The organism is Achromobacter pulmonis, from assembly GCF_002885955.2.
GTDB lineage: Bacteria > Pseudomonadota > Gammaproteobacteria > Burkholderiales > Burkholderiaceae_B > Achromobacter > Achromobacter pulmonis_A.
This window is the reverse complement of sequence record NZ_POQS01000002.1, coordinates 118,612-145,246: the sequence shown is the minus strand read 5'-3', so window position 1 is coordinate 145,246 and position 26,635 is coordinate 118,612. Positions and strand designations below refer to the sequence as shown.

The window sequence follows — 26,635 nt, the reverse complement described above, 5'->3', positions numbered from 1 at the left end:
GGGCGGGCCGCGTCCGTCATTGCGCGCCCTGCGATTCGGCGCGCGCGTTGCGGGCGACGGCCTCGCGGTCCTGGCTGCGCCAGCCGGCGCGCAGGCGCGCCATCTGGCGCAGCGCCTGCTGCGACATCTTCCACCAGCCGAACGGACGCGGATCGGCCAGCATGCTGAGCGCGCGCGCATAGTCCAGCGTCAGGCCCGGGGTCCAGGCCATGGTCAGGGCGCGCTTGCGGATCTGCCCGGCCACCCAGAGTTCGGGCGTCAGCAGCAGGCGCAGCAGCACGCGCCAGCCGGCCTTGGGGCCATGCAGCCGGCCCACCACGCCGTCCAGCGCCGCCTCCAGGCCGTTGGACACCGAGCTGGAGCAATTGCGGTAAGTCAGGTTGTAGGTGGTGTTCTGGCGGTATTCGTCCCAGAACGCCTGCAGCTTGGCGGCGTCGTAGTTGCGGATGCGCACCTGCACCGTGGACGGGCACCAAGCCTTGGCCTCGGTCGGGTAATCGGGCTGGAACAGGCCCGGCACGTTGTTGTCGGCGGTGGCGCGCAGCAGCATGCCGAACTGCTCGGGAGAGCGGTCGATTTCCTTGGCCGGATACAGGCTGATGTAGATGCCTTCGGGCGATTCCATCGCGGCATGGCCGGTGGACACGACGCCGTTGAGGTCGACGGCGGCGATATACCGGTCCACCACCGGATAATTGCGGGTTTCCGCCTTGGCCGAGCCGGACGGGGTCCAGACGTGGACCGTGAGCGCGCGCTCGGAGGCCGCCGGCGGGCCGTCGAAAACGGTTTGCGGCGGTGCGTCGTCGCCGCGCGTGGGCATGAAGGCCGGATCGGGATTGGCATGCAGCGCGGGATTCGAATCAAGGCGCCGCGTGCGGTGGGCCAGCGCCAGCAGTTTCAGGCCGGCGAACGCCAGGAACAGCCCCAGGCAATAAGGCACCGTGCCCACGTAATTGGTCGGGTAGGGCTGGAAAAAGAAAATCGCCAGCAGTATTTCGGCCACGCCGGAGGCGAATACATAACGCCAGCGCTCATAGCGCACCACGTAGGCGGCGGTGCATTGCAGCAGCCCGTCCACCAGGAACAGCAGCCCGAAAATCATGGACAGCAGGAAATGCCCGTGATGGTGGCCGGCCAGCACCAGGATGCCGGCGGTCAGCACGATGATGCCCTTGGCGTAGCGCAGCACCCGCTGTCCGCCCACGCCCGATTTGGCGATGGCCAGCGTGGCCAGCCCCTCGATGATGAAAAGCCCGGCGAAGAAATTCAGCGGAAAGTAGATGGCATTGTCCAGCGCATCGATGAACACCACGATGCCGGCGATCAGGAATATCCAGCCGATAATCATCAGGGCGCGGGCGCGTTTGCGCATATATTCCACGCCCAGCAGCAGCAAAACCAGATGACCCATTGTTCTCAGCGCTCCTTACGCATTTATCGGGGGAGGGACATAGTGGATTTTTTTCCGCCGGCGACTGCGTTTTTATTACAGGGCAGAATCGCCCAAAAATAAGGGCCGGGGCAATTCCCGTCAATGAGATATTTTGCCAGACACGTTAATAATTGTTGCACGCCTTAATACCGCGGCGTCGCGGCAATAATCGGTCGCGCCCGAACGCGGTGCGGGCGTCCGGGCGCGGACCGAGGGCGCCGTCAGGCCGCCGCGGGAGGAATGTTCTGGTTATGCCGGAACAGGTTGTGCGGATCGTAGCGGGTCTTGGCCCGCACCAGCCGTTCGAAATTCGGCCCGTAGGCGGCGCCCAGCCGATCCGGTTCGTCCTGCGTCAGGAAGTTCACGTACACGCCGCCCTGCGCATAGGGCTGCGTCGCGCGAAACAGCGCGCGCGCCCAGGCGATGCAGCGCTCGTCGTCCTCGGGCGCGTCCCAGCGCCCGTGCACGTTCATCGCGAATTGCGCGGCGCGGTGCGGATAGGCGGTTGCCGCGACGGGAACCTGCATGGCGACGCCGCCGATATAGCCCAGGAAAATCTCGCACTGCGGCGACGGCAGCGTTTCGACCGCGCCGATGAGCGCGTCGATCAGCCCGTCCTGCAACAGGCCCAGGTTGTGCGACTTCCAGTAATTGCGCGAACCGGGCGTGAGCAGGGGATCGAAGGCCTGCTGCCAGGCGGTATAAGGCATGGGACCCAGGTGTTCGCCATAGGGCTGGCCCCAGCCGCGCACCGCCTCGACCGCTGCCAGGCCCCGGTCCGGATCGCCCGAATAGCAGATGGCGAAGGCCAGCATGGGCTTGCCGTGCACCGCTTCGGGCAGAAACGGCAGCGGCGGCGCCAGCCGCAGCACCGCCCACACCGTCAGTTCCTCCGGCATGGTTTCCAGCGCCTCGCGGTATTGCAGCAGCGCCTGCCGGCCCTGGGCCAGCGGCAGCACCACCAGGCCGCCGTACACGATGGGGCCGACCGCGTGCAGCTGGAATTCGAACATCGTCACCACGCCGAAGTTGCCGCCGCCGCCGCGGATCGCCCAGTACAGGTCCTCGTTGTCCTGCGCGCTGGCGTGCAGCAGCTGGCCGTCGGCGGTCACCACGTCGGCCGAAACGAGGTTGTCGACGGTCATGCCGAACCGGCGGGTCAGCCAGCCGAAGCCGCCGCCCAGGGTCAGGCCCGCCACGCCGGTCGTCGAATTCACGCCCAGCGGCACGGCCAGGCCGAAGGCCTGGGTTTCGTGGTCCACGTCGGCCAGCAGCGCGCCCGGCTCGACATAGGCGCGGGCGCGCCGCGGATCGACCCGCACCGACTTCATCGCGGAGAGGTCGATCATCATGCCGCCGTCGCAGACGGCGGTGCCGGCGATGTTGTGGCCGCCGCCGCGCACGGCCACCACCAGGCGGTTGCGGCGCGCGAAGTCCACCGCCAGGCGCACGTCCGCGGCGCCGGCGCATCGCAAAATGACCGCCGGGCGGCGGTCGATCATGGCGTTCCAGATTCTGCGGGCGTCATCGTAGCCCGCCGCGTCGGGGGTCAGGACCTGGCCCCTCGCGGACGCCCGCAGGGCGTCCAGCGCGTCATTGGAGAGTTTGCTCATCACACACCTCCTTGAAGGTGCTGCTTCGTAGACTGCGTCTAAAAACGAGCCGTCTCAATCTGCGGGGCGCGACATGGCATCCGCCTCCGGTGCAAGGGGCCATGACCCTGGAGTGCCACGCTCCCGGCGCGTCGCGCCGGGAGTAAGTCGGCGGGCTCCCGTTACGCGTAATGGAGCGTGTGTGTCTGCAAAGTATAGGCTTGCGCCGGCCCGCCGGCAGCTATTCTTCGCTCGTCCATTCCACCTGCACGCCCAGGCTGCGCAGGTTTTCCACGAAGCGCGGATGGGCGCGGCGGATAGGCGTGGCGTTGCGGATTTCCGAGCGGCCCCCGATGCTGCTGGCCACCATGAAGAGCGCGATCGCGACCCGGATGATGTAGGGGCTTTCGACCACCGCCGGCGTCAGCGGACGGCCGCCGAAGGTGATGACGCGGTGCGGGTCCGACGAGAACACGTGGGCGCCGAACTTCGACAATTCGCCGGTCCAGCCCAGCGCGCCGTCGTAGACCTTGTTCCAGAACATGGCGTTGCCCTCGGCGCAGACCCCCAGCGCGATGAAGATCGGCAAAAGGTCCACCGGGAAGTAGGGCCAGGGCGCGGCCTCGACCTTGGTCAGGACGTTGCTGGTGAAGGGCGTCTGCACCTTGAGCGGGCCCTGGCGCAGCGCGCGCGACCAGCCGTTTTCATGCACGATCTGCACGCCGAACTTGGCGAAAGTGCGGTCGATCAGCGGGAAGTTGCCCGGGGTGCTGTTGCGCACCACCACGTCGCCGCCGGTGATCGCGCCCAGCGCCAGGAACGTGGTGATTTCGTGGAAGTCTTCCTCGAAGGTGAATTCGCCGCCCTTCAGGCGGGCGCCGCCGCGCACCGTCAGGCGCGAGGTGCCGATGCCGTCGATGTCGGCGCCCATCATCGCCATGAAGCGGCAGAACTCCTGCACGTGCGGCTCGGAAGCCGCGTTGGTCAGCGTGGATTCGCCCTGCGCCGCCGCGGCGCACAGCACGAAGTTCTCGGTCGTGGTCACCGAGGCGTAGTCCAGCCAGTGATGGGTCGGGCGCAGGTGGCCGCTGGCGCGCACCAGCAGCGAGCCGCTGGCCCGCTCCACCTCGCCGCCGAACGAGCGGAAGATGTCCACGTGCGGATCGATCTCGCGCACGCCCAGGGTGCAGCCCTTGACGTTGTCTTCCAGCCGCGCCACGCCAAAGCGGGCCAGCAGCGGCGGCACCAGCATGATGGACGAGCGCATTTCCTCGGGCAGCCGGTGGCGGGCGGCGTCGAAGGCCGTGTCGCGGTGGTGCAGGTCCAGCGTGCGGGTGCTTTCGTCGAGCCGCACGTCGCTGCCCAGCGTGCGGAAGATCTCCAGGATCTTGCGCACGTCCGTGATGTCCGGCACCCCGTGCAGCCGCAGCGGCTGGTCGGTCAGCAGCGTGGCGCACAGCACGGGCAGCACCGCGTTCTTGTTGGCCGAAGGAGTGACGCGGCCGCGCAGGGGCGTGCCGCCGTGGACGATGAGATTGGACATGGATGGCCGGGCAGGAGAAGAAAAAAGCAGGGGAATTGTACTGTCGCGCCGCACGACGATGCCTTAGGGGAGGTGCTGACGACGGCGCAGGCGCCGAAGCTGCCGCTGGCCGGGGGGGCGGGGATGCCCGGGCGGGCCGGGCGTTCGTGCTTAGCGGGTGACACTGATGAAGTAGATTTTCTTGACGGTCCGGTCGACTTCCCAGCGGCCCGAATAGCCTTCGGGCATGACGAAGGCGTCGCCCACGGCCAGCGCATGCACGGTGCCGTCCGGATCGACCAGGCGGCAGGCGCCCTCGACGATGTAGCCGAATTCGATATAGCCGGCGTTGTTGGCCTGGAACGTGCCCGCCGTGCTTTCCCACACGCCGGCGCGCGCCGTTTCGTGGTCGAAGGCCTTGACGCTGAGGAACGACGCGTCGCCGGTGAGCGGCTGCTTGGGTTTGCCGGGGACCGGATCGACCATCGGGCCGCCGTTGAAACGGATCAGTCGGGCATTGTTGTCAGGCACTGCATGTACTCCATGAACGGGGTGAAAAAAGGGGTCAGGCAAAGCGCGACAGGCGGAAGGCGGCCGGGTCCACGGTGGGCGTCCTGCCCTGGACCAGTTCGCTCATCAGTTCGCCGGCGGCGGGGCCGATGCCGAAGCCGTGGCCCGAGAAACCGGAGGCCAGGAAGAAGCCCGGCACGGAATCCACGGCCGACATGACGGGCAGGGCGTCCGGCGTGACGTCGATCATGCCGGCCCAGGCGCCGGCCACGCGGGCGGGCGCGAAGGCGGGGAAGGCCGCCTTGAGCTTTTCCAGCGCGGTGGAGATGGCCGCCATGCCGGCCTGCGGGTCGAGGATGCGGTGCTGCTCGAACGGCGTGGGCGCGTCCAGCGCGAAGCGCCGCGGCATCTTCAGTTCGTCGATGAAGCGCCGTCCGACGCGCAGCTTCAGGTACTTGCGCTCGGCCATCCAGGCCGGCAGGAACTGGCGCATCAGGCGGATGCTGTCGGGCGTCAGGTCGGCCGTGGAGGCGCCGAGCTGCGAAACCGTGTAGCCGCCGTCGGCGCGCTTGCGGCAGGTGAAGTCGCCGCCGTTGATGGCCAGATCCATGCCGGTCTCCAGCGGCGTGGTGCGCAGCACCGAGGCGTGCACCTTGAGTTGCGGGAACGACACCCCGCTGTTGCCGCAGAACAGGCGCGACCATGCGCCGCCGGCCAGCACCACGGCCGCCGCGCCGACGGCGCCGCGTTCGGTGACCACGCCGCCGACCCTGCCGGCGGCCAGGTCCAGGCCGCGCACCGCGCAGCGTTCGAATATCTGGCAGCCCGCCGCGCGCGCCAGGCCGGCGATGGCGGCGGTGGCCAGCTGCGGCTCGGCCACGCCGTCGTCGGCGTTGTAGAGGGCGCCGGCCCAGGCGCGCGCGCTCTGCGCGCCGAGCAGGGCGGGCAGGTCGGCGGCATCGACCAGTCTGGCGGGCACCGCGTACGGGCGCGCGGCTTCCAGCCATTTGGCGTGGCCCTGCATATCGGCCGCGCTGCGGCCCAGGTAGGCGAGGCCGCGCTGCCGGTAGCCCACGTCCGCCTGCGCCTGCAACTCGCGCCACAGGGCGTTGGCGCGCAGCGCCAGCGGCAGTTCGCGGTGGTCGCGCCCGACCGAGCGTATCCAGCCCCAGTTGCGCGAGGACTGTTCGCCCGCGACTACGCCTTTTTCGAATACGGCGACGCGCAGGCCGGCGCGGGCCAGCGACCAGGCCGTGCTGATGCCGATGATGCCGCCGCCGATGACGGCGACGTCCACGTGGGAGGGAATGCGGGTGTCCATGAAACGGATAGCGCCTGTAAGAGGTTGGCGGGAGTTCAGCGGACCTTGGCGCGCACGCTGACCAGCGCGACGATGGCCACCAGGCCGATCGCGATCAGGTAGTAGGCGGGCGACATGATCGTGCCGGTGCGCGTCACCAAAAAGCCCACCACCACGGGAGTGACGCCGCCGAAGAAGGTCTGCGACGCGACGTACGCGATGGATACGCCGGTGGTGCGGCAGGAGGTCGGGAACAGCTGCGCCAGGAGCGAGCCGACCGGCGCGAAATAGAAGCTGTAGAACACCAGCGACATCAGGCACTGGAACAGCACCAGCGAGCCGAACGAAGGCGCGCCGGTCAGCATCCTGAAGGTGGGCACGATGATGATCAGCCCCAGCACCAGGGCGGCGGCCATGGTCTTGACCGCGCCGTAGCGGTCGGCGGCCAGCCCGCCCAGCATGGGCAGGAAGGTGCACACCAGGCCGCTGCAGATCGAGGCTACGAACGCATCGTCCTTGGAAATGCCCAGGTTGTTGATGGCGAAGGTCGGCATGTAGATGTTGAGATAGCTGGCGACGTTGCCGGCGGCCACGATCAGCGCGCCCAGCAGCAGGTAGCGCTTGTGCAGGCGGAAGGTCTCGCGCAGCGGGGCGGCGCGTTGCGCCTGCTCGCCGTCGAATTCGGGCGTTTCATCGATCTTGAAACGGATGTAGAGGGCGACGGGGCCGATCAGACAGCCGAAGACGAAGGGCAGGCGCCAGCCCCAGCTGTCGATCTGCGCTTCGGTGAGGTAGTGGTTGATGAAGTAGGCGAACAGCGCCGACACCACCAGCGCCAGGCCCGTCGTGGAGAACTGCAGGCTGGCCAGGAACGCCTTGATTCTGGGATTCTGTTCGGTCAGGTAGGAATTCGCGGTGCCGAATTCGCCGCCCGCGGAAAAGCCCTGCAGCAGGCGGCCGGCCACCAGCGCCACCGGCGCGAGCGCGCCGATGGTGGCGTAGGTGGGAATGAGCGCCATCAGCGCCGTGCCGATCAGCATCAGCGTGGCGGTCAGCGACAGCGCGGCCTTGCGCCCCTTCTTGTCGGCGTAGATGCCCAGCAGGACGGCGCCCACCGGGCGGATCAGGTAGGAACTCGCGAAGGTCAGGAAGCTGAACAGCAGGGCGGTCTGCGGGTCGTCGGAAGGGAAGAACAGCCGCGAAATCGGCAGCGCGAACAGCGCGTAGACCAGCAGGTCGTACCACTCGAAAAAGGCGCCGATGTTGGCGGCCACGATGTCGCGCAGCTTGCCTTTGCGCGCGGGAACGCGCGCCGGGCGCGCGCCGATCGATGCTGAAGACGAGTTCATTGCGGTGTTATCCCTTGGATGGCCGCGTCGCGGCCTTTTATTTGTCGGTATGGGCTGGAATGCGGTGGAGCAATGGGGAGGGGGTCAGACGTAGAAATGGTTGCTGTTGACGACCAGGAAAACGGTTTTCTGGTCCCAGCCGTTTTGCCACCGATAGGGGTGGCTGCCGGAAAAGCCATAGCTGTCGCCGGCCTCCAGCAAAAAGGATTTGTCGTCGACGAAGATCTGGAGCTTGCCGCTGAGCACGTAGCCGATCTTGTCGCTGGCCTGCACCAGGAAGCCGGGGTCGGAGGCCGCGCCCGGTTCCAGCTCCATCAGGAACCCTTCAAGGGTGGCGCAGCTGCTGGGCGTGATGCGGTACTTGGTGACGCCGTTGTTGCCCAGCTTCAGCGGCTTGCGCGCCGCGACCCGGACCGTGAACTCGTTCTGCTCGTCGCTGACCGGGCCGCTGGGGGCCGGGGCCAGCAGGCTGGCCCCGTCGATGCCCAGGGCGTGGCAGATCGCCCGCAGGCTGCGCATGGACGGCGAACTGAGGCCGCGTTCGACCTGGCTGATCAGCGCGATCGACATGTCGGCCCGTTCCGCCACGTCCTTCAGTTTCAGGCCTTGCTGCAGGCGCGCCGCGCGCAGGCGTTCGCCCAGGGCCTTGTCGTGTTCGTCGGCGGCGTTCGGGCTGTCTTCGGGCTTATCGGATTTCATGAAACTCTGGTCTGTTTTTCACTCTCATTGAAAAAATAATAGGGAAATTTCACTTTTGCCACAATACGGGGTCGGGAATACCCCTAGACGGGGACTCACTTGTTCTTGTTGCGGAATGCCGCCTCGCCCGCGTCCGATATTTCCACCCACTTCCGGTCGGGCGCCGCGCCCTGGACATAGCTGTCGTGCCAGTTCCACCACTTGTACGTCGGGGTCTGCGGGTATCCCTCGGGCGAATCCTCCCAGGTCTCCTGGCGGCCCAGCGGCGTGATGTCCAGGTAGTTCCAGGTACCGCCCATCTGTTCGTCGCCGCGGTTGTTCAGGAAATACGTGCGGAAGATGCGGTCGCCGTCGCGGAAGAACACGTTCGTGCCGTGCCATTCGTGCACGCCGAAATCCTTGTCGAAGCCGTCGGTGAGCGTGAACCACGGCATCTTCCAGTCCATCCTGGCCTTGAGCCGCGCGATGTCTTCCTGCGGCGCCCGCGAAACGAAGACCAGGGTCGTGTCGCGGGCGTTGAGATGGGCCAGGTGCGCCACCTGGTCGGCCACCATGGAGCAGCCGCGGCACGCATGTTCCGGCCAGCCGTAGACGCCGGGCTCGAAGAAGGCGCGGTAGACGATCAGTTGGCGGCGTCCGTCGAACAGGTCGGACAGGCTGAGCCGGCCGTGCGGGCCGTCGAAGGCGTAATTGGCGTCCACCTCCGTCCAGGGCATGCGGCGGCGCTCGGCGGCCAGCGCGTCGCGGGCGCGGGTGTGGGCTTTTTCCTTCACCAGCAGCCGCTGGCGCGCGGCCTCCCATTCCTGCGGCGAAACCACCGGGGGCGTGCGCATGGGGGATGCGGCGGCGGGGCTGGCGTTGTCGGTAGGGGCTGTCATGAGCGGGTTCCTCCTGGGTTGGATGTCCGTGGGAACAGTGTGGCACCGCACATCCTGCGCCGGGAGTAACAAATGTGGCGGCATTGCGCCCACAACATTTTCCAAAGCTTGGTAACGCTTGCCGGACCGGCATCGCGGCTATGCTGCACCTACCGGGACTTCGTCAGGAGAGCCGCCATGGCCAGCAAGAACACGATTTGCCTTTGGTACGACCGCGACGCGCTGGAAGCCGCGCAGTTCTACGCCCAGACCTTCCCCGACAGCGCCGTGCAGCGGGTGCTGCGCGCGCCGGGCGACTATCCCTCGGGCAAGCAGGGCGACGTACTGACGGTGGAATTCACCGTCATCGGCATTCCCTGCCTGGGCCTGAATGGCGGGCCGGCCTTCAAGCACAGCGAAGCCTTTTCATTCCAGATCGCCACCGAGGACCAGGCCGAGACCGACCGGCTGTGGGACGCCATCGTCGGCAACGGCGGGCAGGAGAGCGAATGCGGCTGGTGCCGCGACAAGTGGGGCCTGTCCTGGCAGATCACGCCGCGGGTGCTGATGGAGGCCATCGCCGACCCCGACCCGGCGGCGGCCAAGCGCGCCTTCGAGGCCATGATGACCATGCGCAAGATCGACATCGCCGCCATCGAGGCCGCCTGGCGCGGCTGAGGGCGCGCCTGCGCAAACCACGGGAGCCTCCCCATGAGAATCAAGCTCAACAGCATCTTCGTCGACGACCAGGACAAAGCGCTGCGCTTCTACACCGAAGTGCTGGGCTTCCAGAAGAAAAACGACATCCCGATGGGCGCGGCGCGCTGGATCACGGTGGTCTCGCCCGACGGCCCCGGCGATCTGGAACTGGTGCTGGAGCCCAACAGCCATCCGGCGGCCAACGCCTACCAGACCGCGCTGAGGAACGACGGCATTCCCGTCACCGCCTTCGAAAGCGCGGATCTGCAGGAAGACGTGCGGCGCCTGAAGGAAAAAGGCGTGGCCTTCACCGTGGACCCGACTCCGGCCGGCATGGTCGCCATCGCCATCTTTTCCGACACCTGCGGCAACCTGATACAGCTGTACCAGATGAACGGCTGAATCCGGCCGCGCGCCTCAGCCGCCGGCCGGCAGCAGCTTCAGTCCCGTGCGCCGCACGAACTCCTCGTAGCTGATCGGCGGCCCCGCGCGGGTGCCGGCGGCGTTGGCCTGCCAGTGCACCCAGGAGCGGCCCGACGTGGCGTCGTACACCACCTTGTACAGGTAGCTGGGCACCGCCACGCCCGAACCGATGGTCTGCGGCCGTTCGCCGTATACCGGCCCCGTGAACACGTACACGTCGCCGGCGGCGCGCATCACGTACTTGCGGGTGTCCTGCTCGATGGCGCTCCAGGCGCCGCCGTTATGGATCTGGTTCTGCGGCACCATGTTCGCCAGCGAAAAGCTCTGCGCCATGGCCTCGGGCGTGGACATGTCGCCGGCCGGCGCCATGTGCCCGCGCGAATAGCCCGAGCCGCGGTAGTCGTCCAGCTCGGCCCGCTCGGCGCGCGGCAGCCGCGCCTCGGCGTAGAACCTGTCGGTGCGCTGCAGGCCCTGGGCCTGCGTCAGCATCCGGCGGTTCAGGCGCTCGGCCACGAACACCGGCGTCTTGGTCTGGCCGTCGTGCAGGATGGCGAAGGCCGAAAAACAGATCTCGCGCAGCTTCTGGCTGCCCGGCACTTCCGGCGGGCGCGAATGCGGAAAGAACTGCCGGCACTCGGCGAACATGGTCTGGGCCGGCGCGCCGGCCGGCGCGGCCGTGGGCGCCGCCCGTTCCTGCGGCCTTGCCGTCCGCTCGTGCGGCAAGGCCGGCCAGCCCAGCCGGTTCAGCGCCTCCTGCACCGGCGCCGGAATCCGCCACTGCGGATTCAGCACATAAGTGGCCGCGCCGAAACTCGCCAGCGACGAAAACAGCAGCGCTTTCAGGAACTTCGGGAATCGGCCGCTGGAACGGGCCGTGGACCTGCTGGTGGAACGTTTCTTCCTGGGAGGGGCTTTCTTCGCGCGCGTCATTACTACCTGTGAGCTACCGCCCGGCCGCGCCTACGACCGGCATGGCCTGCGATTGTAGATGAGTGCGCGCGCGGGACCCGGCCGTAAGCCGGCCCTTGTAGAATTTCGGCCTGCCGCGCAAAAAGCCGCGCCATACCCAACGTCTCCGATGTACGTCGATCTCCTCACCCTTTACTTCATCATCATCGGAACCCTGCTGGCCACGGCCGGCCTGACGTTCTGGGAGCATCGCACGCATCCCCGGCGCAGCCGCTCGCTGCGCATCCTGGCGGCGGGCTTCGCGACGCTGGCACTGGGCTGCACCGCCGCGCTGTTCCGTAGCCGCGTGCCGGGCGGGCTGGGCTCGGCCGCGGCCAACCTCATCGTGCTCAGCGGCTATCTGCTGGTCATGAACGGCGCGGCCTCGCTGCGCGGCAGGCGCTACCGCGCCGCCTCCTTCGCGCTGCTCATCGTCATGGCGCTGATATGGGCGGCGGCCGGCGAGCGGGGCGAGGACCTCGTCTGGAAATACGTCAGCGCATTTCCCATCGCGCTGGTCAGCGGCATGACGGCCTGGCAGCTGCTGCGCTGCGACGAGCTGAAGGCCTACACGCCCTTGCGCATCGCCGCGGCGGTGACCGGCGTGCACGCGCTGATCTACGCCGCGCGCGCCTGCCTGCTGCCGTGGTGGGTGGCCGGACACGGCCCCGGCATACATCTGACCGCCAGCACGCTCACCATGTACGAGGGCGTGCTGTATTCGATCCTCCTGCCCATGACCCTGCTCAAGCTGGTGCGCGAGGAAACCCACGGCCAGCTCCTGCGTGAATCGCAGACCGACTACCTGACCCGGCTGGGCAACCGCCGCTGGTTCTTCGAGCAGGGCGCGCGCCTGCTGCAGGACGCCGGAGCCCGCGCGCCGCTGGCCGTGCTGGCGTTCGACCTCGACCGCTTCAAGGCCATCAACGACCGCCACGGCCACCAGAAAGGCGACCAGGTGCTGCAGGCCTTCGCGGAAACGGCGCGCGCCGTGCTGGGCCCCGACGCCATCCTCGCCCGCATCGGCGGCGAGGAATTCGCCGCGCTGCTGGCCGGCGACGCCGCCGGCCGCGCCCACACGCTGGGCGAATCCATCGCGCAACGCTTCGCCGGCGCCATCGCGGCCCAGGCCGACGGCATCGCCATGCCGGCCACGGTCAGCATCGGCCTGGCCCGCTACGAACGGGCCGCGCCGCCGCTGGCCGAAGCCCTAGCCGCCGCCGACCGGGCGCTGTACAGCGCCAAGGAAGCGGGCGGAAACCGGCTGGTGGCGGCGTGGCAGGCGTAGTCAATCGTCGGTGAGCGGGGCTTGCAGCTGATCGTTCAGGACGGCGGCGGACGGGCCGCTCAAGCGCATGGACCGGCCCTCGGTGGGTTCGATCACCACATTCCCGCTTACCGGGTCGAACAGGATCACCGTGCTATCGGTGGAGGCGACATGCCGGCCTTCGGCAACCAGGGCGCCGTCTTGCCAGAGGGACAGGCAGGGGGTGATCTTGGTCTTGTATTCCTGCCTGGACGGCGAGGCGTTGAGGTTGAACGGGTTCAGTCTTTCATTGCGGCCTCGTATCGGGCTGCAGAATTCCGCGGATACGACCCAGGTGTCGAAGTGCAGCAGCGCACCCTTGTATCCGGCGTAGGGAAGAATGACGAACACGGTGATTGCCATCTTCATCAGGATAATCAGCAGCCATGGAACGGCTGCGCCTATCGCCAGCGGGGTGAAGCTCAGCGCCTGCCTGCGCAGCCAACGCAGCGCCCCGGCGCCCGGCAGATTCGACAGCGCGCGCCACGCCCGGCCGCCTGCCTTTACCGCCTGATGGCGTACCTTGGGAGTACGCGCGGCGATGGCTATCAAGGTCAGCGCGAGTCCCACGCCCGCCATGGCGTAGACCAGCCAGCGAAAGTTCTCGGTCTCGTGCAGCTTGTCCGCCATTTCCATCCAGCTGGTGAGCGCATGGCGGGACAGATGCAGCAGGTCCAGCGGCGAGCCGTAAGTCAATTCGGCGGGAATGCCAAAGCGGGTTTCGATCGCATTGGCGGCGCCATAGCCCAGCAGCGACAACGCGACGGCGCCCGCCAGCACCGCCGACGGCACGCCTATCGCCAAGCCATGGATTGCGCCTTTCTCTGCCATACCCCAACTCCTGTCGTCTTAAAAGGATGTGGGGTATTTACGGTAGTTTCGTCGCAAAGAAAAGCCCGAAGGGCGGATATCGCTATTTTTCGCGCGTTCCCGATACGTTCGAGACGCGCTCCACATAGATCGGGCTGGAGTAAATGAAAAACCCGTCTTCGGTGGTGATGCGCAGGTACACCGCATTGTCGGGGCCCGTGTGCAGCGGCACGCGAACGCGCCCCTGCATGCGCCGCGCCGGATTCTCGTCGGGCAGGCGATAGACCTGCAGCCGGCGCCGGATGCCGCCGTTTTCCACCACCACCGGCTCCAGGCCGATCCGGTCGACGGCGATCTCGGTCTGCACGACCGGCGTGTCGATCTTCAGCACGCCGGCCTGCGGATCGCGCAGTCGCACGTCGATGCCGCTGAAGCCGCCGGTGGTCAGCGAGCGCCAGCTCAGCATGTCGGGCCGCGGCTGCTCCAGCGTCTTGTCCAGGTTCCAGAAATTGATCGGCTGCGGATCCACGAAGGCGTTGCCTTCCAGCGTGGCGCTGCCGTCCCACACCGTCTGCCGGCCGCGGCCGCGGTACTCCGATCCTTCCCACATGATGCGGATGCGGCTGCCCAGCGCGGCCTCGTCGTAAGGCGTGAGCGTCTGCACCACGTCCATGCGGTTGCGGACCTCCACGCGTTCGATGGGGCCGTGGGTCAGCACTTCGAAGGAAAACTCCAGCGCGTCGCCGTCGCAGGACAGGATGGCGCCCATGTCGGCTTGCGTGACGGGTTCCAGCGTCACCGGCGCGCCCAGCTTGGGATCGTCGGAATAGCGCAGCGCCGGCCGTTCGAAATGCGTCTGCACGTCCAGATAGGCGCGGCAGCCGGTGGTGGCGTAATGGCGGCGCTGGCGCAGGCATTCGGCGATGGATTGGCGGGTCAGCCGGTCGGCGATCAGGCAACTCAGGCCGCCGTACGCGCCGAACAGGGATGCGCCGGGGTGGCTGGCGCCATGCCGGCCCTTGTGCCCGTCGCTGTTGGCCAGGATGCCCACGCGGTAGCCCAGCCGGAACGCATCCTCCAGCAGCCACTCGAAAGTGCCCCAGTCCGAATGGATCTCGATCGAGCGTTCCAGCCGCGCGTCGTGCGAGCGCGTGATGTCGGCGTAGCGCCCGCCAATGTGGGCGAACACCACCACGTCCTCGTCCTTGAGCGCATCGAACAGCGCGTCGGCGTCGTTGGCGTCCAGCGCCAGGTCCGACAGATCGTCGATCAGCGCGTGCGAGGAGCGGTGGATGGGGCGGCCCTCCTGCAAATACAGCACGTTGCGGTCGCCGCCCAGACCGGTGTTGCCCGACCATTCGTAGCCGGGAAAGATGATGAACGCGCCGTCCTGGTTGTATTTGGCCGTCAGCGCGTTCAGGTGTTCCCAGAACGGCGTGGTGATCTGGAAGTCGTTGCCCTGGTGGCTCATGACGTCCAGAAACGCGCGGTCGCGCGCGAACAGGATCAGCTCTTCCGCCGAATTCGTGCCTATGGTTTCCTCGGACTGTCCGTGCAGATCGGCCCAGTAATGACCGCGCCTGCCGTCGCCGGCCGGCACGATCCGGCACGGCGTGCTGTGCGCCACCGGCACCCCGTCGCGCAGCACCTCGATGCGCAGTTCTCCGGGGGCCTGCGCCATCAGCCCTTCGAGCCGCAGCGCATGCTGGCCCTCGCGCATCGAGAACGAGGCGGGCAGGCCCTGCAACGGCAGGCTGCTGCGCAGCGTGAACTCGCCCGAAACGCGGTCGCTGGGGTTGCCCCATTTGTCCTCGCCCTTGAAACCGAGGCTGAACGGCTCGCCGGCCGTCGCCTGGCTCGGCAGGATCGCCTTGTACGCGACCGGCGGGCCGGCCACCACGGCGATGGTGGGGGAGTTCTCCAGCTCCACGTAGCTGTAGGTGGCGAAGGCGTCCACCAGCACCTTGAACTCGAAGGTCGGTTCGCTGAAGGTCTGCACCCGCATGCCGGGCGAGCCCTGCCGCGTGTCGCCGAAACGCACCACGATGCGGTCGCCTTCCTCCAGATAGCCGCGCACCACCCGGATGAACAGCGTCTTGTCCCAGGGCCGGATGTTGCGCTTGCCGTCGTACTCCACCTGCAGCACCGCGCCGTTCGAAGCCTCCACGGTGGTGTAGTTCCAGCCGTCGGGCCGGTCGAACTGCGGCTTGCCCATGTCGCTGGCGAAGCGGTGCACGATCTTGATCGACCCGGTGTCGTCGATGCCGAAATAGCCGGCGGTATAGGTCAGCGTGAACGAGGCCAGGCTGCCCGCTTCGAAGCGGCCCGACGGTTCGACGACGGCCGATCCCATGCGGTCGGCGGCGTAGGAGGAGTGCGGCATTGCGGTTCCGTGCGCAGGTTAGGGAAATCCCATCTTAGGGAGCGCTCGGGCATGTAGCTATAGTATGGAAACTATTCCATCATGACGTCATGGCATGTCAGATCCGGTCGAATCCGTCTCGCTGCGCCAGCTGCGCGCGCTCGTCGCGATAGGCGAAACCGCCAGCTTCACTGCAGCCGGCGAACGCCTGGGGCTGTCGCAGCCCTCGGTCAGCCACCTGATCCGCCGGCTCGAAGCCGAGGTCGGCCAGCCGCTGGTCGTGCGCGGCCGCGAGGTCTCGCTCACGCGCGACGGCCAGGCCATGGCGGACGTGGCGCGGCGCGCCATCCTGGCCATCGACAGCGCCATCCAGGAAAGCCGCGAACATTCCGAACTGAAGCTGGGCAAGGTCATGGTCGCGGTCGGCCACGTCACCGCCGCCACCTTGCTGCCGCACGTGCTCATGGAATTCCACCAGCGCCACCCCCAGCTCGACCTGATCGTGGTCGACTGCATGGTGCAGCAGATCCGGACCCGGCTGCTCTCGCACGAGGCCGACGTCGGCCTGGGCGCCGTCATGCCGGACGACGACTCCCGCATCATGGTCGAACCGCTGCTGGACCGCGGCGTCGCGCTCTTTGTGCGCGCCGACCATCCGCTGGCCCGCTTCGAGGAGGTCGACGCCAAGGTGCTGGCCGAACTGCCGTGCATCCAGCTCAATCCGGAAGCCCCGCCGTGGCTCAGCATCAGCCGGCGGCTCATCGCCGCCGACATCTACCCAAGGGTGGAACAGCGCGTCGTGCTGCTGTCCACGGCGATAGGCCTGATCCAGGCCGGCATGGGCGTGGCCATGCTGCCGCAGATCGCGCACGGACAGATGCCGGCCGGCATCAAAAGCATCGCGCTGCGCAACCCCAGCCTGGAATGGCCGATCTCGATCGCGCGCCAGGCCAACTACCCGCTGTCTCCCGCCGCCCAGGCCTTCGTCGCCGTGGTCCGCTCGGTATCGCAGCGGCTGCGCCGCGAAGCCGCCATGCCATGATGGCATGACGCTATAGCACCCCGCCTATTCTGCGGGCGGGCCGCCTCGGATACGCTGCTTCGCATCATGCAATGCCGCATGGTTTCCACAGCAAGCACCACCGCGGAGGCATCATGAAAGCACTACTGGCGGCCCTCCTGGCCTTTGCGGGGTTCGGCGCCATGCCGGCCGGCGCCGCGCCGTTTCCCGAACGTCCCATCACCCTGGTCGTGCCGCTGGCGGCGGGCAGCACGGCCGACATTCTGGCGCGCGCGGTCCAGCCCGGCTTGAGCCAGTTGCTGGGCCAGACCGTGGTGGTCGAGAACCGGCCCGGCGGCGGCGGCCAGATCGCCATGAACTATGTGGCCAAATCGGCCCCCGACGGCTACACGCTGGTCCTGGGGTCGAACAACACCTGGGCCATCAACCTGGGCCTGTTCTCCAAACTGTCCTACGACCCGACCAGGGACTTCGTCCCGGTGGCCTACCTGGCGGGCAGTTCCAACGTCCTCATCGTGCCGGCCGACAGCCCGTACCGCTCGGTGCGCGAACTGGTCGCCGCCTTGAAGGCCCAGCCGGGCAAGCTGATGTATTCCTCCGGCGGCAACGGCACCACGCACCACCTGTCGGCCGAACTGCTGCTGTCCATCACCGGCGCCCAGGCCGCCCACATTCCCTATCGCGGCGCGCCGCAGGGCGTGGCCGCCGTCATGGCGCACGAAGTCGCGTTCGCCTTCTACAACACCCCCAGCGTGTCCGGCCTGGTCAAGGAAGGCAAGCTGCGCGCGCTGGCCGTCACCGGACAAGCCCGGTCGCCGCTGCTGCCGGACGTGCCCACCATGATGGAGGAGGGCGTGCCGGGGTACGTCATCACGGTGGACCTGGGCCTGATGGCGCCCGCCGGCACCCCGCCCGACGTCGTCGCCAGAATCAACGCGGCCGCGCGCAAGGTCATGGATGGCGACGAACAGCGCCGGCGCCTGCAGGCGCTGGGCTATGAGATCTTCCACGACGGTCCGCCCAGCGGGCTGGCGGCGTTCATCCAGGCGGATATCGCCAAATGGGTGCCGTTGGTTGAACGGTCCGGCGCCAAGGTGGATTGACACCCGGTTCCGACGAGGTCCTCGTCGCCATGTTAAAAAGGCGCGCCCGAACCTCGAACGAACGCGTCGTCCATGTCCGAACACCACCAGTTTCTTTGCCCACGCGATATGCATTTGCCGCCGCCGGACTGGCGCGCGCTGGAAGCCAGGCTGCTGGAAGGGGGATACGTGCTCGAACCGCGCGGCGACCGCATCCCGTATCGCGCATTGCTGAACCTGAGCTTCGGCCTGGCCGGCCTGAACGAAGGGTCGTACCAGCACCGGGACGGCCTGCGCACGACGGGCGACGTGATCGCGATGTACGTGCAGGCGGGACACCTGCCGGCGGACCTGCCCATACGCCATAACGACACCATGGAAGAGGCGCTGGCGTTGCTATCCCAGCGCGGTATCGTGCCGGGCGACCTGTATCTGGACAACGAGGGCAGCGATTGGAACAGCCCGCAATACTGCCTGGGCCCGGCGGCGCGGCCGTACCTCAACGCCGACACGCGCGCCGCCTATGACGCCGACCCCAGGCATTTTCCGCTGATGCTGCTGGCTTATGACGGCCCCGCGCCGCACGTGGCGGTCGGCGAAAACCTTTCCGAGCCCAGCCTGCCGGGGTCCGACAAACTGCTGGAATCCATGCCGCCGTTCGACTCGCACGTCGACTTCATCGGCGCCGCCTACGAAGACCCGGCCGCGCAATGGCATTGCCCGCAGGATGGCCGCGACTACCGAATCCTGGAACTGGACTGGCAATACAGCCTGGCGATGGGCTTTCGCCTGATCCGCACCGAAGGCCTGGATGACGGCAGCGCGCGCGGGCTGGCGGGGCTGATGGAGGCGCTTGCCGGGCAGCCCATGGTTTGCAGCCACCGCCATCTGTAGGGACCTGCTGCCTTTATTCCTCGTTACGCCAGGCGCTGCGCCGCCGCGATCGCGGCTTGGGTATCACCCCCAGCCGCGGATCGCGCGCCAGCGCAAGCCCGACCAGCTTCTGCGCGATCGCCTCGAAAGACTCGTCCGTCTGCGGCAGGTACAGCCACTTGCCCAGCACGGGATGCGGCTGCAGGGCTGGCAGCTCGGCCATCAGCGCCGCATGCCGTTCTTTCGACGTGCACACCAGAATGCCGCTCCACGGATCGTCGCGGTCCGCGGCCACCAGGTACAGCGCCTCATCCAGGTAGGCCGCGTCGCAGCCGAACATCTTGCGGTGGGCGTAATTGGCGTCGCGCTCCAGGGGTTCGAGAATCCAGAGGAGCGAGTTCTGGCGTGCGGGCTGTCGCCGTTTCGGCGGGGCGAATGGATCGGGGCGGTTGCGCATGGGGTTTCCGCGTGCGGCTTGCAGGGAGAGCGTCGAACGGGCCGCAAGAACCGGATATCCGTCTCGGCCAACGCTCCGGACAATGAAGATACACCATTCATATCGGAGCGCCGCCATGGGGTTGCTGCAGGATAAAGTCGCCATCATCACGGGCGCATCGTCGGGAATCGGGCGCGCCGCCGCGCTCTTGTTCAGCGCGCAGGGCGCCGCCGTCGTCTTGAACGCCAGGGGTGAATCGGCGTTGGAGGAGGTGGCCGCGCGCATTCGCGGCCAGGGCGGAAAGGCGAGCGTGGTCGCCGGCGACGCCTGCCGGCCCGAGACCCACAGACGCTTGATCTCAGCGGCGGTCGCGGAATTCGGCGGCCTGGATATCGCGTTCAACAACGCCGGCGCCACCGGACCCATAGCGCCGCTGGCCGATATTGCCTTTGCCGACTGGCAAACGACGATAGCGGCGAACCTGCATTCGGCGTTTCTGGGCAGCGCGCATCAGATCCCCGCCATGCTCGAGCGCAAGGGCGGAGCGATCATTTTCACGTCCAGCTTTGTCGGCACCAGCGTGGGACTGCCCGGCATGGCGGCCTATGCGGCCGCCAAAGCGGGGCTGATGGGACTGGTCAAAGGCATCGCCGCTGACTATGGCGACAAGGGCATCAGGGCCAACGCGCTCCTGCCCGGCGGCGTGGACACGGCGATGGCGGGCGACAGCGCGCAGAAGGAATGGGCGGCGGGACTGCACGCGATGAAGCGGATCGCCCGTCCCGAGGAGATCGCTTCGGCCGCCTTGTTTCTGGCGAGTTCCATGGCGAGTTTCGTCACGGGTTCCGCCTTGTTCGCGGACGGCGGGAATGCGGCGGTGAAGTGAGGGCAGGTGTGCTAGCCAGGGGCGGCAGCGAACCGCGCCGCGAGCTGGTCGCAGTGCCGCGCCAGAATCGCCGCATCCACGCCCACCGCCGTGTATAAACTTCCCGCGGCCATGTACCGCCGCGCCAGCGTCTCGTCCGGCGTCAGCACGCCGGGCGCCTTGCCGGCCGCGCGTACCCGCCCGATGGCGCGTTCGACCTCGGCGACCACCTTCGGATGCTGCGGTTCTCCGGGATAGCCCAGGCTGGCGGCCAGGTCCGCCGGCCCGATGAAGACGCCGTCCACACCGTCCACCGCGATAATGGCGTCCAGGTTCTCCAGCGCCTCGCCGGTCTCCGCCTGCACCAGGAGGCACAGCTCGTCCTCGCAGCGGCGCATATAGTCGGGCACCCGGCCATAACGCGTGGCGCGCATGGTGCCGCTGACGCCCCGCACGCCGCGCGGCGCGTAGCGCATGCCGGCCACCGCGCTCTCGGCTTCGGCCGCGTTCTGCACATAGGGCAGCAGCAGGGTCTGCGCGCCGATGTCCAGGTATTGCTTGATCTGGACCTTGTCGTTCCACGACGGCCGCACGACGGGATGGCTGCGATAGGCGGCCGCGGCCTGCAATTGGGCCATTACCGTCGGCAGCAGCGCCGGCGTGTGTTCGGTATCGAGCAGCAGCCAGTCGAAGCCGCTGGCGGCAACCAGCTCGGTGCTGTTCGGATGCCCGAGCGTGACCCACAGGCCAGTCTGGTGGCGTTGTTCGCGCAGCGCGCGCTTGAAGGAATTGACGGGAAGTTCCATGCGGCGTCCTAGGAAAAATGGACCGAGATGCTGCCCAGCTTGCCGTAGTCGGCATGCAGCGTGTCGCCGCTCTTGACCGCCACCGTGCGGGTGAACGACCCGGCCAGCACGATCTGGCCGGCGGCCAGGCCGGTATCGTGCTGGGCCAGCTTGTTGGCCAGCCAGGCGATGCCCAGCGCCGGGTGCCCCAGCACGGCGGCGGACACGCCCGATTCCTCGATCACGCCGTTTTTCAGGAGCAGGGCGCCCACCCATCGCAGGTCGATGTCCAGCGGCCGCACGGGCCGGCCGCCCAGCACGATGCCGGCGCAGGCGGCGTTGTCGGCGATGTTGTCGACGATGCGGCGCGGATACTTGCTGCGTCCGTCTATCAGTTCCAGCGCCGGCACCACATAGTCGGTGGCGTCCAGCACGTCGAACAGGCTCACGTCGGGACCCTGCAGCGGCTTGCCCAGCACGAAAGCCAGTTCCACCTCCACGCGGGGCACGATCAGCCTGGCGGTGGGAATGGTCTCGCCGTCCTGATAGAACATCGTGTCCAGCAAATGCCCGTAGTCCGGCTCGTCGATGCCGACCGTGCTTTGCATCGCCTTGGAAGTCAGGCCGATCTTGTGGCCGCGCAACCTGGCCCCCGCGGCGAGTTTCTGGTCGATGATGCGCTTCTGGATCGCATAGGCGTCGGCGATCTCGATGCCTGGAAAAACCTGGTCGAGTTGCGTGGTGGGTACGCCGCTGCGTTCTGCCTCCAGCAGGAGGCTGGCGGCGCGGATGCGGTCGTCTTCATTGAGCATGGCGGGTTCCTTGCGCGGGCGCGGCCGACTCGTCAGCCACAGGGTTGGACAGGATGCCGATGCCGGCCACTTCCACCTCGACCACGTCGCCCGGCTTCAGGAAGCGCGGCGGCGTGAAGCGCACGCCGGCGCCGATAGGGGTGCCGGTGGAGATGACGTCGCCCGGCTTGAGCGTGGTCCAGATGGAGATATAGCGGATCAGTTCGGCGAAGGGGAACATCAGGTTGTCGGTGGAGTCCTGCTGGCGCAGCTCGCCGTTGACGCGCGTGCGCACCGTCAGCGGTGCGGCGGGGTCGAACTCGTCGGCCGTCACCATCCATGGACCCATCGAACCGCTGGCGTCGAAGTTCTTGCCCTGGGTCACGTTGAATTTGCCGTGCCTGACCCAGTCGCGCACCGTGCCTTCGTTCAGGCAGGTCAGGCCGGCGATGTGACTCCAGGCGTCTTGCGCGGCGATGCGCCGGCCGGTCTTGCCGATGACGATAGCGATTTCGCCCTCGTAGTCGAGCTGCCCGGACTCCGGCGGGCGCAGCAAGGGCTCGCCGTGCCCCACGAAAGAGCCCGGAAAGCGCGGGAACACGCTGGGATAGGCGGGCGGCGCGCTGCCGTCCTGGTACTCCTCGTTGCGTTTGCCGTAGTTCACGCCCACGCAGATGATCTTCTCGGGCGCGGGAACCGGCGGCAGCACGCGCACCTGACTCAGCCGGTGCGTGACCGGCAGCGAGCCGGCCAGGCGCGCCAGGGCGGGCAGGGCGCCTGCTTCCAGCGCGGCGCGCAGGCTGTCGTGGCCCTGGCCATCGAGCGCAACAATCTCGTCCTGGCCGCGCAGGGCGCCAAAGCGCGCGCGGCCTTCATGGGTGAAGCTGAGCAGTTTCATTCGTCGAATCCAAAAAGGCGCGCGGGGTTGTCGACCAGAATCTTCCTGAGCGTGGCGTCATCGCCTGCGTAGCGCGCCAACTGGTCCAGCAGCCTGCCCTCGTCCGGCGTCGCCTTGACCGACACCGGATGCGGCCAGTCGCTGCCCCAGATCACGCGATCGGGGTTCGCGGCGATCAGCGCCTGGGCCAGCGGAATCACGTCGTCCCAGGGCTCTCCCGTGCGCGACAGCTTCTCCGTCAAGGACAGCATCACCCAGAAATTGCCGCGGGCCAGCAGCGATTCCAGGCTGCGCCGCGTGGGATCGGCCGCGCCCGCGCCCGGATCGGCGCGGCCCATGTGGTCCAGCAGCACCGGGATGTCCAGCGCTTCGAACTGCTCCATCTGCGCCATCATGCCGTCGGGCTCCGGCTGGAACTTGGCGTACCAGCCCAGCTCGCGGATGCGCGCGATGGCGCGGTCGAACACGGCCGGCGCCATGCTGATGCCCAGCCCCTGGCGCGTGAAGCGCGCGCCGCGCACGCCCGCGTCGTGCAGCTTCTGGATGTACGCGTCATCGCGCTCGGCCAGCACCACGGCATTCGCGCAGCCGCGGTACGACGGGCCGGCCGCGGCGAGACCGTCCAGCACGACCTGGTGGTCGGCGCCATATGTGGTGGCCTGCACGATCACGCCGCGCTCGATGCCGAGCAGCCGGTGCAGGCCCAGCGCCGTCTCGATCGTTGCGTCAGGCATTTCATACGCCGCGCCCGGACGCACCGGATAGCGGTCCGCCGGCCCGAATACATGAAACTGGCTGTCGCACGAGCCCGGCGGCAAGCGATACGCCGGCGCGGTCGGATGGGTATGGAAGTGTTGGTATTGCGTCATCGCCGGTTCCCTTATCCGATCACCGCGACGAAATCGCACTCGATGAGTTTGTCACCATCCAGATCCGCCTGCATGGTGTGGCGCGCCGGGCGATCCTGCGCATCCGGAAACGCCTGCAGCCACGCCGCGTTCAGCGCCGCACGCTGGCTGCGGTCGCGCATCCACACTGTCATTTTGGCGATGTGGCCCAGTGTGCCCCCGCCTGCTTCCACAATGCGGCGCACGTGATCGAACATCAGTTCGCACTGGCGTTCCAGCGATGCGCCGTAAGCGCCCGTCGCCGGGTCGGTGCCCTGGATGCTGCCGGAATACAGCATGGGGCCGATCCGGCAGGCGGCGGGAATGGGATTCTTGTGGCTGAAGCCTTCGGCATAGATGCTGCGTCTGCTCATGGCGGATTCCGTATCGGGAAAGTAAGGGGGAAGGCGCGCCGCGTCGCGGGCGCGTCCGGATTCAATTCGCCGTAATGCCGGCGCGCTTGATGATCGGCGTCCAGCGCGCGTCTTCCGCGGCCAAGTAACGCGTGAATTCCTCGGGCGAACTGCCGCGCGCCTGCGCGCCCAGCTCGTCGAAACGCTGGATGATTGCCGGCTGCGCCAGAATCTTGCCCAGCGCCGCGCTCAACTTGTCCAGGACCCCGGGCGGCGTGCCCTTCGGCGCCAGCAGCCCGGTGAAAGTGGACGCCTCCATGCCCTGCACGCCGGCTTCCGCGAACGTGGGAACGTCGGGCATCGACGGCACGCGCTCGGCGGTCGTGACCGCCAGCGCCCGCAGCCGCCCGTCCTTCACGTAAGGCAGCGCCACCGAAATCTGATCGAAATTGAAATCCACCTGGCCGCCCAGCAGGTCCGTCGTGGCCGGCGCGTTCCCCTTGTATTGCGCCGTCGTCCAGCGCGCGCCGGTTAGCGACTGCAGCAGCTCACTCACCAGATGGTTGGTCGTGCCGGCGCCCGGCGACGCCATGTTCAGCTTGCCCGGCTCCTTCTTCGCCAGCGCCAACAGCTCTCCCAGGTTCCTCACCTTCAACTCGGGCCGCACCTGCAGCACCAGCGGCGTGAACGAAACCGAACTGATAGGCGCAAAATTCCGATCCCACCTGTATGCGTCGCGCTTGAAAATCAGCGGCGAAAACAGCAGCGGACCATTCGCGGCCATGAACAGCGTGTACCCGTCCGGGGCCGAGCGGGCCACCTGTTCTCCGGCGATCATGCCGCCCGCGCCGGGCTTGTTTTCGACGATGAAGGGCTGGCCCAGCGCCTCCTGCAGCCCCGGCGCAATTAGCCGCGCCGCCACGTCCACATTGCCGCCGGGCGGGTAGGGCACGACGATCTTCACGGGCTTGTCGGGCCAGGCGGCATGGGCCATCGAGGTAAGGGCGGTCAGCGCCACAGTGGCGCAGGCGCGCAGCGCGTTGCGGTTCATGGTCAGTCTCCTGTGCGTGTCATCGCGTTTTGCTTGTTTGATGACACTCTAGGAATTCCCGCCATGCCGGACAACGCCAATTTGGAGAAAAGTTCCGAATATTGGACTAATTTGAGATAGAGCTTCCGCAGGCATGTTCCGGCTTGTGCGGTCTACGCCGGAAAATAAGGCTAGGCGCACTGTATGCGCATGAAAGAGTCCAAATTCTGATGTTCAATATCCGGACTACGGAGCGAGACAGCATGCATTTCCCCGCAACCGACCTGAACCCCGAACAGACCTACCGCCTGATGAGCGGCATCGTCGTTCCGCGGCCCATCGCCTGGATCAGCAGCGTCAACGCCAACGGCGGCGTCAACCTGGCTCCCTTCAGCTGCTACACCTTCGTTTCCAACCAGCCGCCCATGATCGGCGTCAACATCGGCAGAAAGGCCGGGCAGCGCAAAGACACCGGCTGCAACATCATGGCCAACGGCCACTTCGTCGTGAACATCGCCGACGAGACGCTCCTCGATCCGCTCCATGAAAGCGCCCAGGAACATCCGGCCGAAGTCAGCGAAGCCGAACTGCTGGGCCTGCAGGTGCTTCCCGGCGCCGCCATCCCGACGCCCCGCCTGGCCGCCGCGCCCATCAGCCTGGAATGCCGGCTGCACAGCGTCACGCCCTTCGGAGCCACCGGCGCCGAATTCTTCGTGGGCGAAGTCGTCATGTTCCACATCCGCGACGGCTTGATGCAGGACGGCAAGATCGATACCCGGTTGCTGCGGCCGATCTGCCGCATCGGCGGCCCCAACTATGCAACGCTCGGCCCCATCGTCACCAAGCGCGGCATCGCGCAAACCCCCAAATCCGTCATGAAGCCGGAGGCCGCATGAGCGACGCCGAGGACAAGAACGCCTCCGGCGCCCAGACCGTGCGCCGCGCCTTGGCGCTGCTGCGGCTGATTGCGTGCGGCCAGGAACGGGGCGTGCGCCTGGTGGACCTGGAACGCATGTCCGGCCTGAACCGTCCGACCGTGCATCGGCTGCTGAAGACCCTGGTGCAAGAGGAGGCGGTCGAACAGGACCCGGAAACGCGCCGGTATCTGATCGGACAGGAAGTCACCCTGCTGGGGCTGGCGCGCACGCGGCGCTTTCCGCTATTGACGCTGGCCGACCCATATCTGTCGGAACTGGCGGAGCAGGTCGGGGATACAGTGTTTCTCAGTATCCGCCACGGACACGACTCGATATGCATAGGCAGGCGGACCGGGCGGCATCCGATACAGGTGTTGTCCATCGAAGTGGGGGTGAGACGCCCGCTTGGAGTGGGCGTGTCGGGCGTGGCGCTGCTGGCGAGTCTGGACGCCGACGAGAGCGTCAGCCTGGTGCGCAGCAATGCCGCGCGCCTGGAGGTGTTGGGCGAACGCGTGGACGATGTGATCGCGCGGGTGGAAAAGGCCCGGAAAGAAGGGCTGGCGCATGCGCCGGCAGGGCTGATGCCGGGCACCAGCGCGGTGGCGCTGCCCATCCTGTCGGGGAAACAGGAAGCATTGGGGGCGATTACGGTGACGGCGATGGCCGAACGGCTGGCGGTGGAGAGGTTCGGGATGGTGGTGGAGCGGATGCGCCAGGCGGCGGGCGGGATCGCGGGGCGGTATGCGCAGGTGGCGGGTCGGAGTTAAGTGTAGATACCATCCAGACGGCGCCGGTGGGGCGCGTAGGATGGGTGCAGCGCGGCAAAGCACGGACAAGAACCCAACCCTCCACCGCGCGTAACCCATCACCCCACCGCCCAGCTAAACT

27 protein-coding genes are annotated in these 26,635 nt (G+C 67.4%); 9 read left to right on the top strand and 18 right to left on the bottom strand.

What is annotated here, in order from left to right; all coding sequences use genetic code 11:
• Nucleotides 1-16: 16 nt before the first annotated feature.
• The 8 genes from C1I89_RS06680 to C1I89_RS06645 form a co-directional block, all read right to left on the bottom strand.
• Nucleotides 17-1,411 carry an HdeD family acid-resistance protein gene (locus C1I89_RS06680; protein WP_102772018.1) on the bottom strand — a complete coding sequence of 465 codons (1,395 nt, stop codon included), beginning with the start codon at nt 1,409-1,411 and terminating at the stop codon, nt 17-19.
• Between the two features lie 242 nt (nt 1,412-1,653).
• On the bottom strand, nt 1,654-3,045 hold the full coding sequence (locus C1I89_RS06675) for an FAD-binding oxidoreductase (RefSeq protein WP_102772017.1): 1,392 nt from the start codon (nt 3,043-3,045) through the stop codon (nt 1,654-1,656).
• 220 nt (nt 3,046-3,265) lie between these two features.
• A complete protein-coding gene (locus C1I89_RS06670) occupies nt 3,266-4,567 on the bottom strand; it encodes a UDP-N-acetylglucosamine 1-carboxyvinyltransferase (RefSeq protein ID WP_102772016.1) in 1,302 nt (433 codons plus the stop codon).
• Nucleotides 4,568-4,717: 150 nt separating this feature from the next.
• The gene (locus C1I89_RS06665; RefSeq protein WP_102772015.1) at nt 4,718-5,077 is read right to left on the bottom strand and encodes a cupin domain-containing protein; all 360 of its coding nucleotides are present in this window, start codon (nt 5,075-5,077) and stop codon (nt 4,718-4,720) included.
• Between the two features lie 34 nt (nt 5,078-5,111).
• Nucleotides 5,112-6,377, bottom strand: coding sequence for an NAD(P)/FAD-dependent oxidoreductase (locus C1I89_RS06660; RefSeq protein WP_102772014.1), 1,266 nt, complete (start codon nt 6,375-6,377; stop codon nt 5,112-5,114).
• Nucleotides 6,378-6,412: 35 nt separating this feature from the next.
• Complete coding sequence (locus tag C1I89_RS06655; RefSeq protein WP_102772013.1) at nt 6,413-7,705, bottom strand: MFS transporter; 1,293 nt, start codon at nt 7,703-7,705, stop codon at nt 6,413-6,415.
• A gap of 84 nt (nt 7,706-7,789) precedes the next feature.
• The gene (locus tag C1I89_RS06650; RefSeq protein WP_102772012.1) at nt 7,790-8,404 is read right to left on the bottom strand and encodes a helix-turn-helix domain-containing protein; all 615 of its coding nucleotides are present in this window, start codon (nt 8,402-8,404) and stop codon (nt 7,790-7,792) included.
• Nucleotides 8,405-8,499: 95 nt separating this feature from the next.
• Nucleotides 8,500-9,282 (bottom strand): DUF899 domain-containing protein, encoded by a 783-nt coding sequence (locus tag C1I89_RS06645; RefSeq protein WP_102772011.1) that lies wholly within the window; start codon nt 9,280-9,282, stop codon nt 8,500-8,502.
• Between the two features lie 177 nt (nt 9,283-9,459).
• Between C1I89_RS06645 and C1I89_RS06640 the strand changes: the two genes are divergently transcribed.
• Both C1I89_RS06640 and C1I89_RS06635 read left to right on the top strand, forming a co-directional pair.
• Nucleotides 9,460-9,939: a VOC family protein gene (locus tag C1I89_RS06640; protein WP_102772010.1), complete on the top strand. Its 480-nt coding sequence runs from the start codon at nt 9,460-9,462 to the stop codon at nt 9,937-9,939.
• Nucleotides 9,940-9,972: 33 nt separating this feature from the next.
• The gene (locus C1I89_RS06635) at nt 9,973-10,362 is read left to right on the top strand and encodes a VOC family protein (protein WP_102772009.1); all 390 of its coding nucleotides are present in this window, start codon (nt 9,973-9,975) and stop codon (nt 10,360-10,362) included.
• Between the two features lie 15 nt (nt 10,363-10,377).
• On the opposite strand, the gene C1I89_RS06630 is transcribed toward C1I89_RS06635, so the two are convergent.
• Nucleotides 10,378-11,313 (bottom strand): DNA/RNA non-specific endonuclease, encoded by a 936-nt coding sequence (locus tag C1I89_RS06630; protein ID WP_102772008.1) that lies wholly within the window; start codon nt 11,311-11,313, stop codon nt 10,378-10,380.
• Between the two features lie 148 nt (nt 11,314-11,461).
• Here C1I89_RS06630 and C1I89_RS06625 point away from each other — a divergent pair, with 148 nt between their 5' ends.
• Nucleotides 11,462-12,619, top strand: a complete 1,158-nt coding sequence (locus tag C1I89_RS06625) for a GGDEF domain-containing protein (protein ID WP_102772007.1) — start codon at nt 11,462-11,464, stop codon at nt 12,617-12,619.
• Here C1I89_RS06625 and C1I89_RS06620 read toward each other — a convergent pair whose 3' ends face one another.
• On the bottom strand, nt 12,620-13,468 hold the full coding sequence (locus tag C1I89_RS06620) for a hypothetical protein (protein WP_102772006.1): 849 nt from the start codon (nt 13,466-13,468) through the stop codon (nt 12,620-12,622).
• An 82-nt stretch (nt 13,469-13,550) separates the two neighbouring features.
• Nucleotides 13,551-15,830 carry a DUF3604 domain-containing protein gene (locus C1I89_RS06615; protein ID WP_102772005.1) on the bottom strand — a complete coding sequence of 760 codons (2,280 nt, stop codon included), beginning with the start codon at nt 15,828-15,830 and terminating at the stop codon, nt 13,551-13,553.
• 94 nt (nt 15,831-15,924) lie between these two features.
• Between C1I89_RS06615 and C1I89_RS06610 the strand changes: the two genes are divergently transcribed.
• From C1I89_RS06610 to C1I89_RS06600, 3 genes are all read left to right on the top strand, one after another.
• Nucleotides 15,925-16,851: a LysR family transcriptional regulator gene (locus C1I89_RS06610; RefSeq protein ID WP_102772004.1), complete on the top strand. Its 927-nt coding sequence runs from the start codon at nt 15,925-15,927 to the stop codon at nt 16,849-16,851.
• Between the two features lie 113 nt (nt 16,852-16,964).
• Complete coding sequence (locus C1I89_RS06605) at nt 16,965-17,933, top strand: Bug family tripartite tricarboxylate transporter substrate binding protein (protein ID WP_102772815.1); 969 nt, start codon at nt 16,965-16,967, stop codon at nt 17,931-17,933.
• A gap of 72 nt (nt 17,934-18,005) precedes the next feature.
• The gene (locus C1I89_RS06600) at nt 18,006-18,806 is read left to right on the top strand and encodes a hypothetical protein (protein ID WP_102772003.1); all 801 of its coding nucleotides are present in this window, start codon (nt 18,006-18,008) and stop codon (nt 18,804-18,806) included.
• 13 nt (nt 18,807-18,819) lie between these two features.
• Here C1I89_RS06600 and C1I89_RS06595 read toward each other — a convergent pair whose 3' ends face one another.
• Nucleotides 18,820-19,242, bottom strand: a complete 423-nt coding sequence (locus C1I89_RS06595; protein WP_102772002.1) for a hypothetical protein — start codon at nt 19,240-19,242, stop codon at nt 18,820-18,822.
• A 115-nt stretch (nt 19,243-19,357) separates the two neighbouring features.
• Between C1I89_RS06595 and C1I89_RS06590 the strand changes: the two genes are divergently transcribed.
• Nucleotides 19,358-20,107, top strand: coding sequence for an SDR family oxidoreductase (locus C1I89_RS06590; RefSeq protein ID WP_102772001.1), 750 nt, complete (start codon nt 19,358-19,360; stop codon nt 20,105-20,107).
• 11 nt (nt 20,108-20,118) lie between these two features.
• Here C1I89_RS06590 and C1I89_RS06585 read toward each other — a convergent pair whose 3' ends face one another.
• The 6 genes from C1I89_RS06585 to C1I89_RS06560 form a co-directional block, all read right to left on the bottom strand.
• Nucleotides 20,119-20,892 carry an HpcH/HpaI aldolase family protein gene (locus tag C1I89_RS06585; protein ID WP_102772000.1) on the bottom strand — a complete coding sequence of 258 codons (774 nt, stop codon included), beginning with the start codon at nt 20,890-20,892 and terminating at the stop codon, nt 20,119-20,121.
• Nucleotides 20,893-20,900: 8 nt separating this feature from the next.
• Nucleotides 20,901-21,683 carry a 2-oxo-hept-4-ene-1,7-dioate hydratase gene (gene hpaH, locus C1I89_RS06580; RefSeq protein WP_102771999.1) on the bottom strand — a complete coding sequence of 261 codons (783 nt, stop codon included), beginning with the start codon at nt 21,681-21,683 and terminating at the stop codon, nt 20,901-20,903.
• Entirely contained in the window at nt 21,673-22,560 is an 888-nt protein-coding gene (locus C1I89_RS06575; RefSeq protein WP_102771998.1) for a fumarylacetoacetate hydrolase family protein, read from the bottom strand. Before C1I89_RS06575 ends, hpaH begins: the two co-directional genes overlap by 11 nt.
• Complete coding sequence (locus C1I89_RS06570) at nt 22,557-23,429, bottom strand: amidohydrolase family protein (RefSeq protein WP_102771997.1); 873 nt, start codon at nt 23,427-23,429, stop codon at nt 22,557-22,559. Before C1I89_RS06570 ends, C1I89_RS06575 begins: the two co-directional genes overlap by 4 nt.
• An 11-nt stretch (nt 23,430-23,440) precedes the next feature.
• Nucleotides 23,441-23,821 carry a RidA family protein gene (locus C1I89_RS06565; RefSeq protein WP_102771996.1) on the bottom strand — a complete coding sequence of 127 codons (381 nt, stop codon included), beginning with the start codon at nt 23,819-23,821 and terminating at the stop codon, nt 23,441-23,443.
• 61 nt (nt 23,822-23,882) lie between these two features.
• Nucleotides 23,883-24,851 (bottom strand): Bug family tripartite tricarboxylate transporter substrate binding protein, encoded by a 969-nt coding sequence (locus C1I89_RS06560; RefSeq protein ID WP_102771995.1) that lies wholly within the window; start codon nt 24,849-24,851, stop codon nt 23,883-23,885.
• A gap of 242 nt (nt 24,852-25,093) precedes the next feature.
• Here C1I89_RS06560 and C1I89_RS06555 point away from each other — a divergent pair, with 242 nt between their 5' ends.
• Together C1I89_RS06555 and C1I89_RS06550 are read left to right on the top strand one after the other, a co-directional pair.
• Complete coding sequence (locus C1I89_RS06555) at nt 25,094-25,726, top strand: flavin reductase family protein (protein ID WP_102771994.1); 633 nt, start codon at nt 25,094-25,096, stop codon at nt 25,724-25,726.
• Entirely contained in the window at nt 25,723-26,514 is a 792-nt protein-coding gene (locus tag C1I89_RS06550; protein ID WP_102771993.1) for an IclR family transcriptional regulator, read from the top strand. The genes C1I89_RS06555 and C1I89_RS06550 overlap by 4 nt, the downstream gene beginning before the upstream one ends.
• Nucleotides 26,515-26,635: the final 121 nt, after the last annotated feature.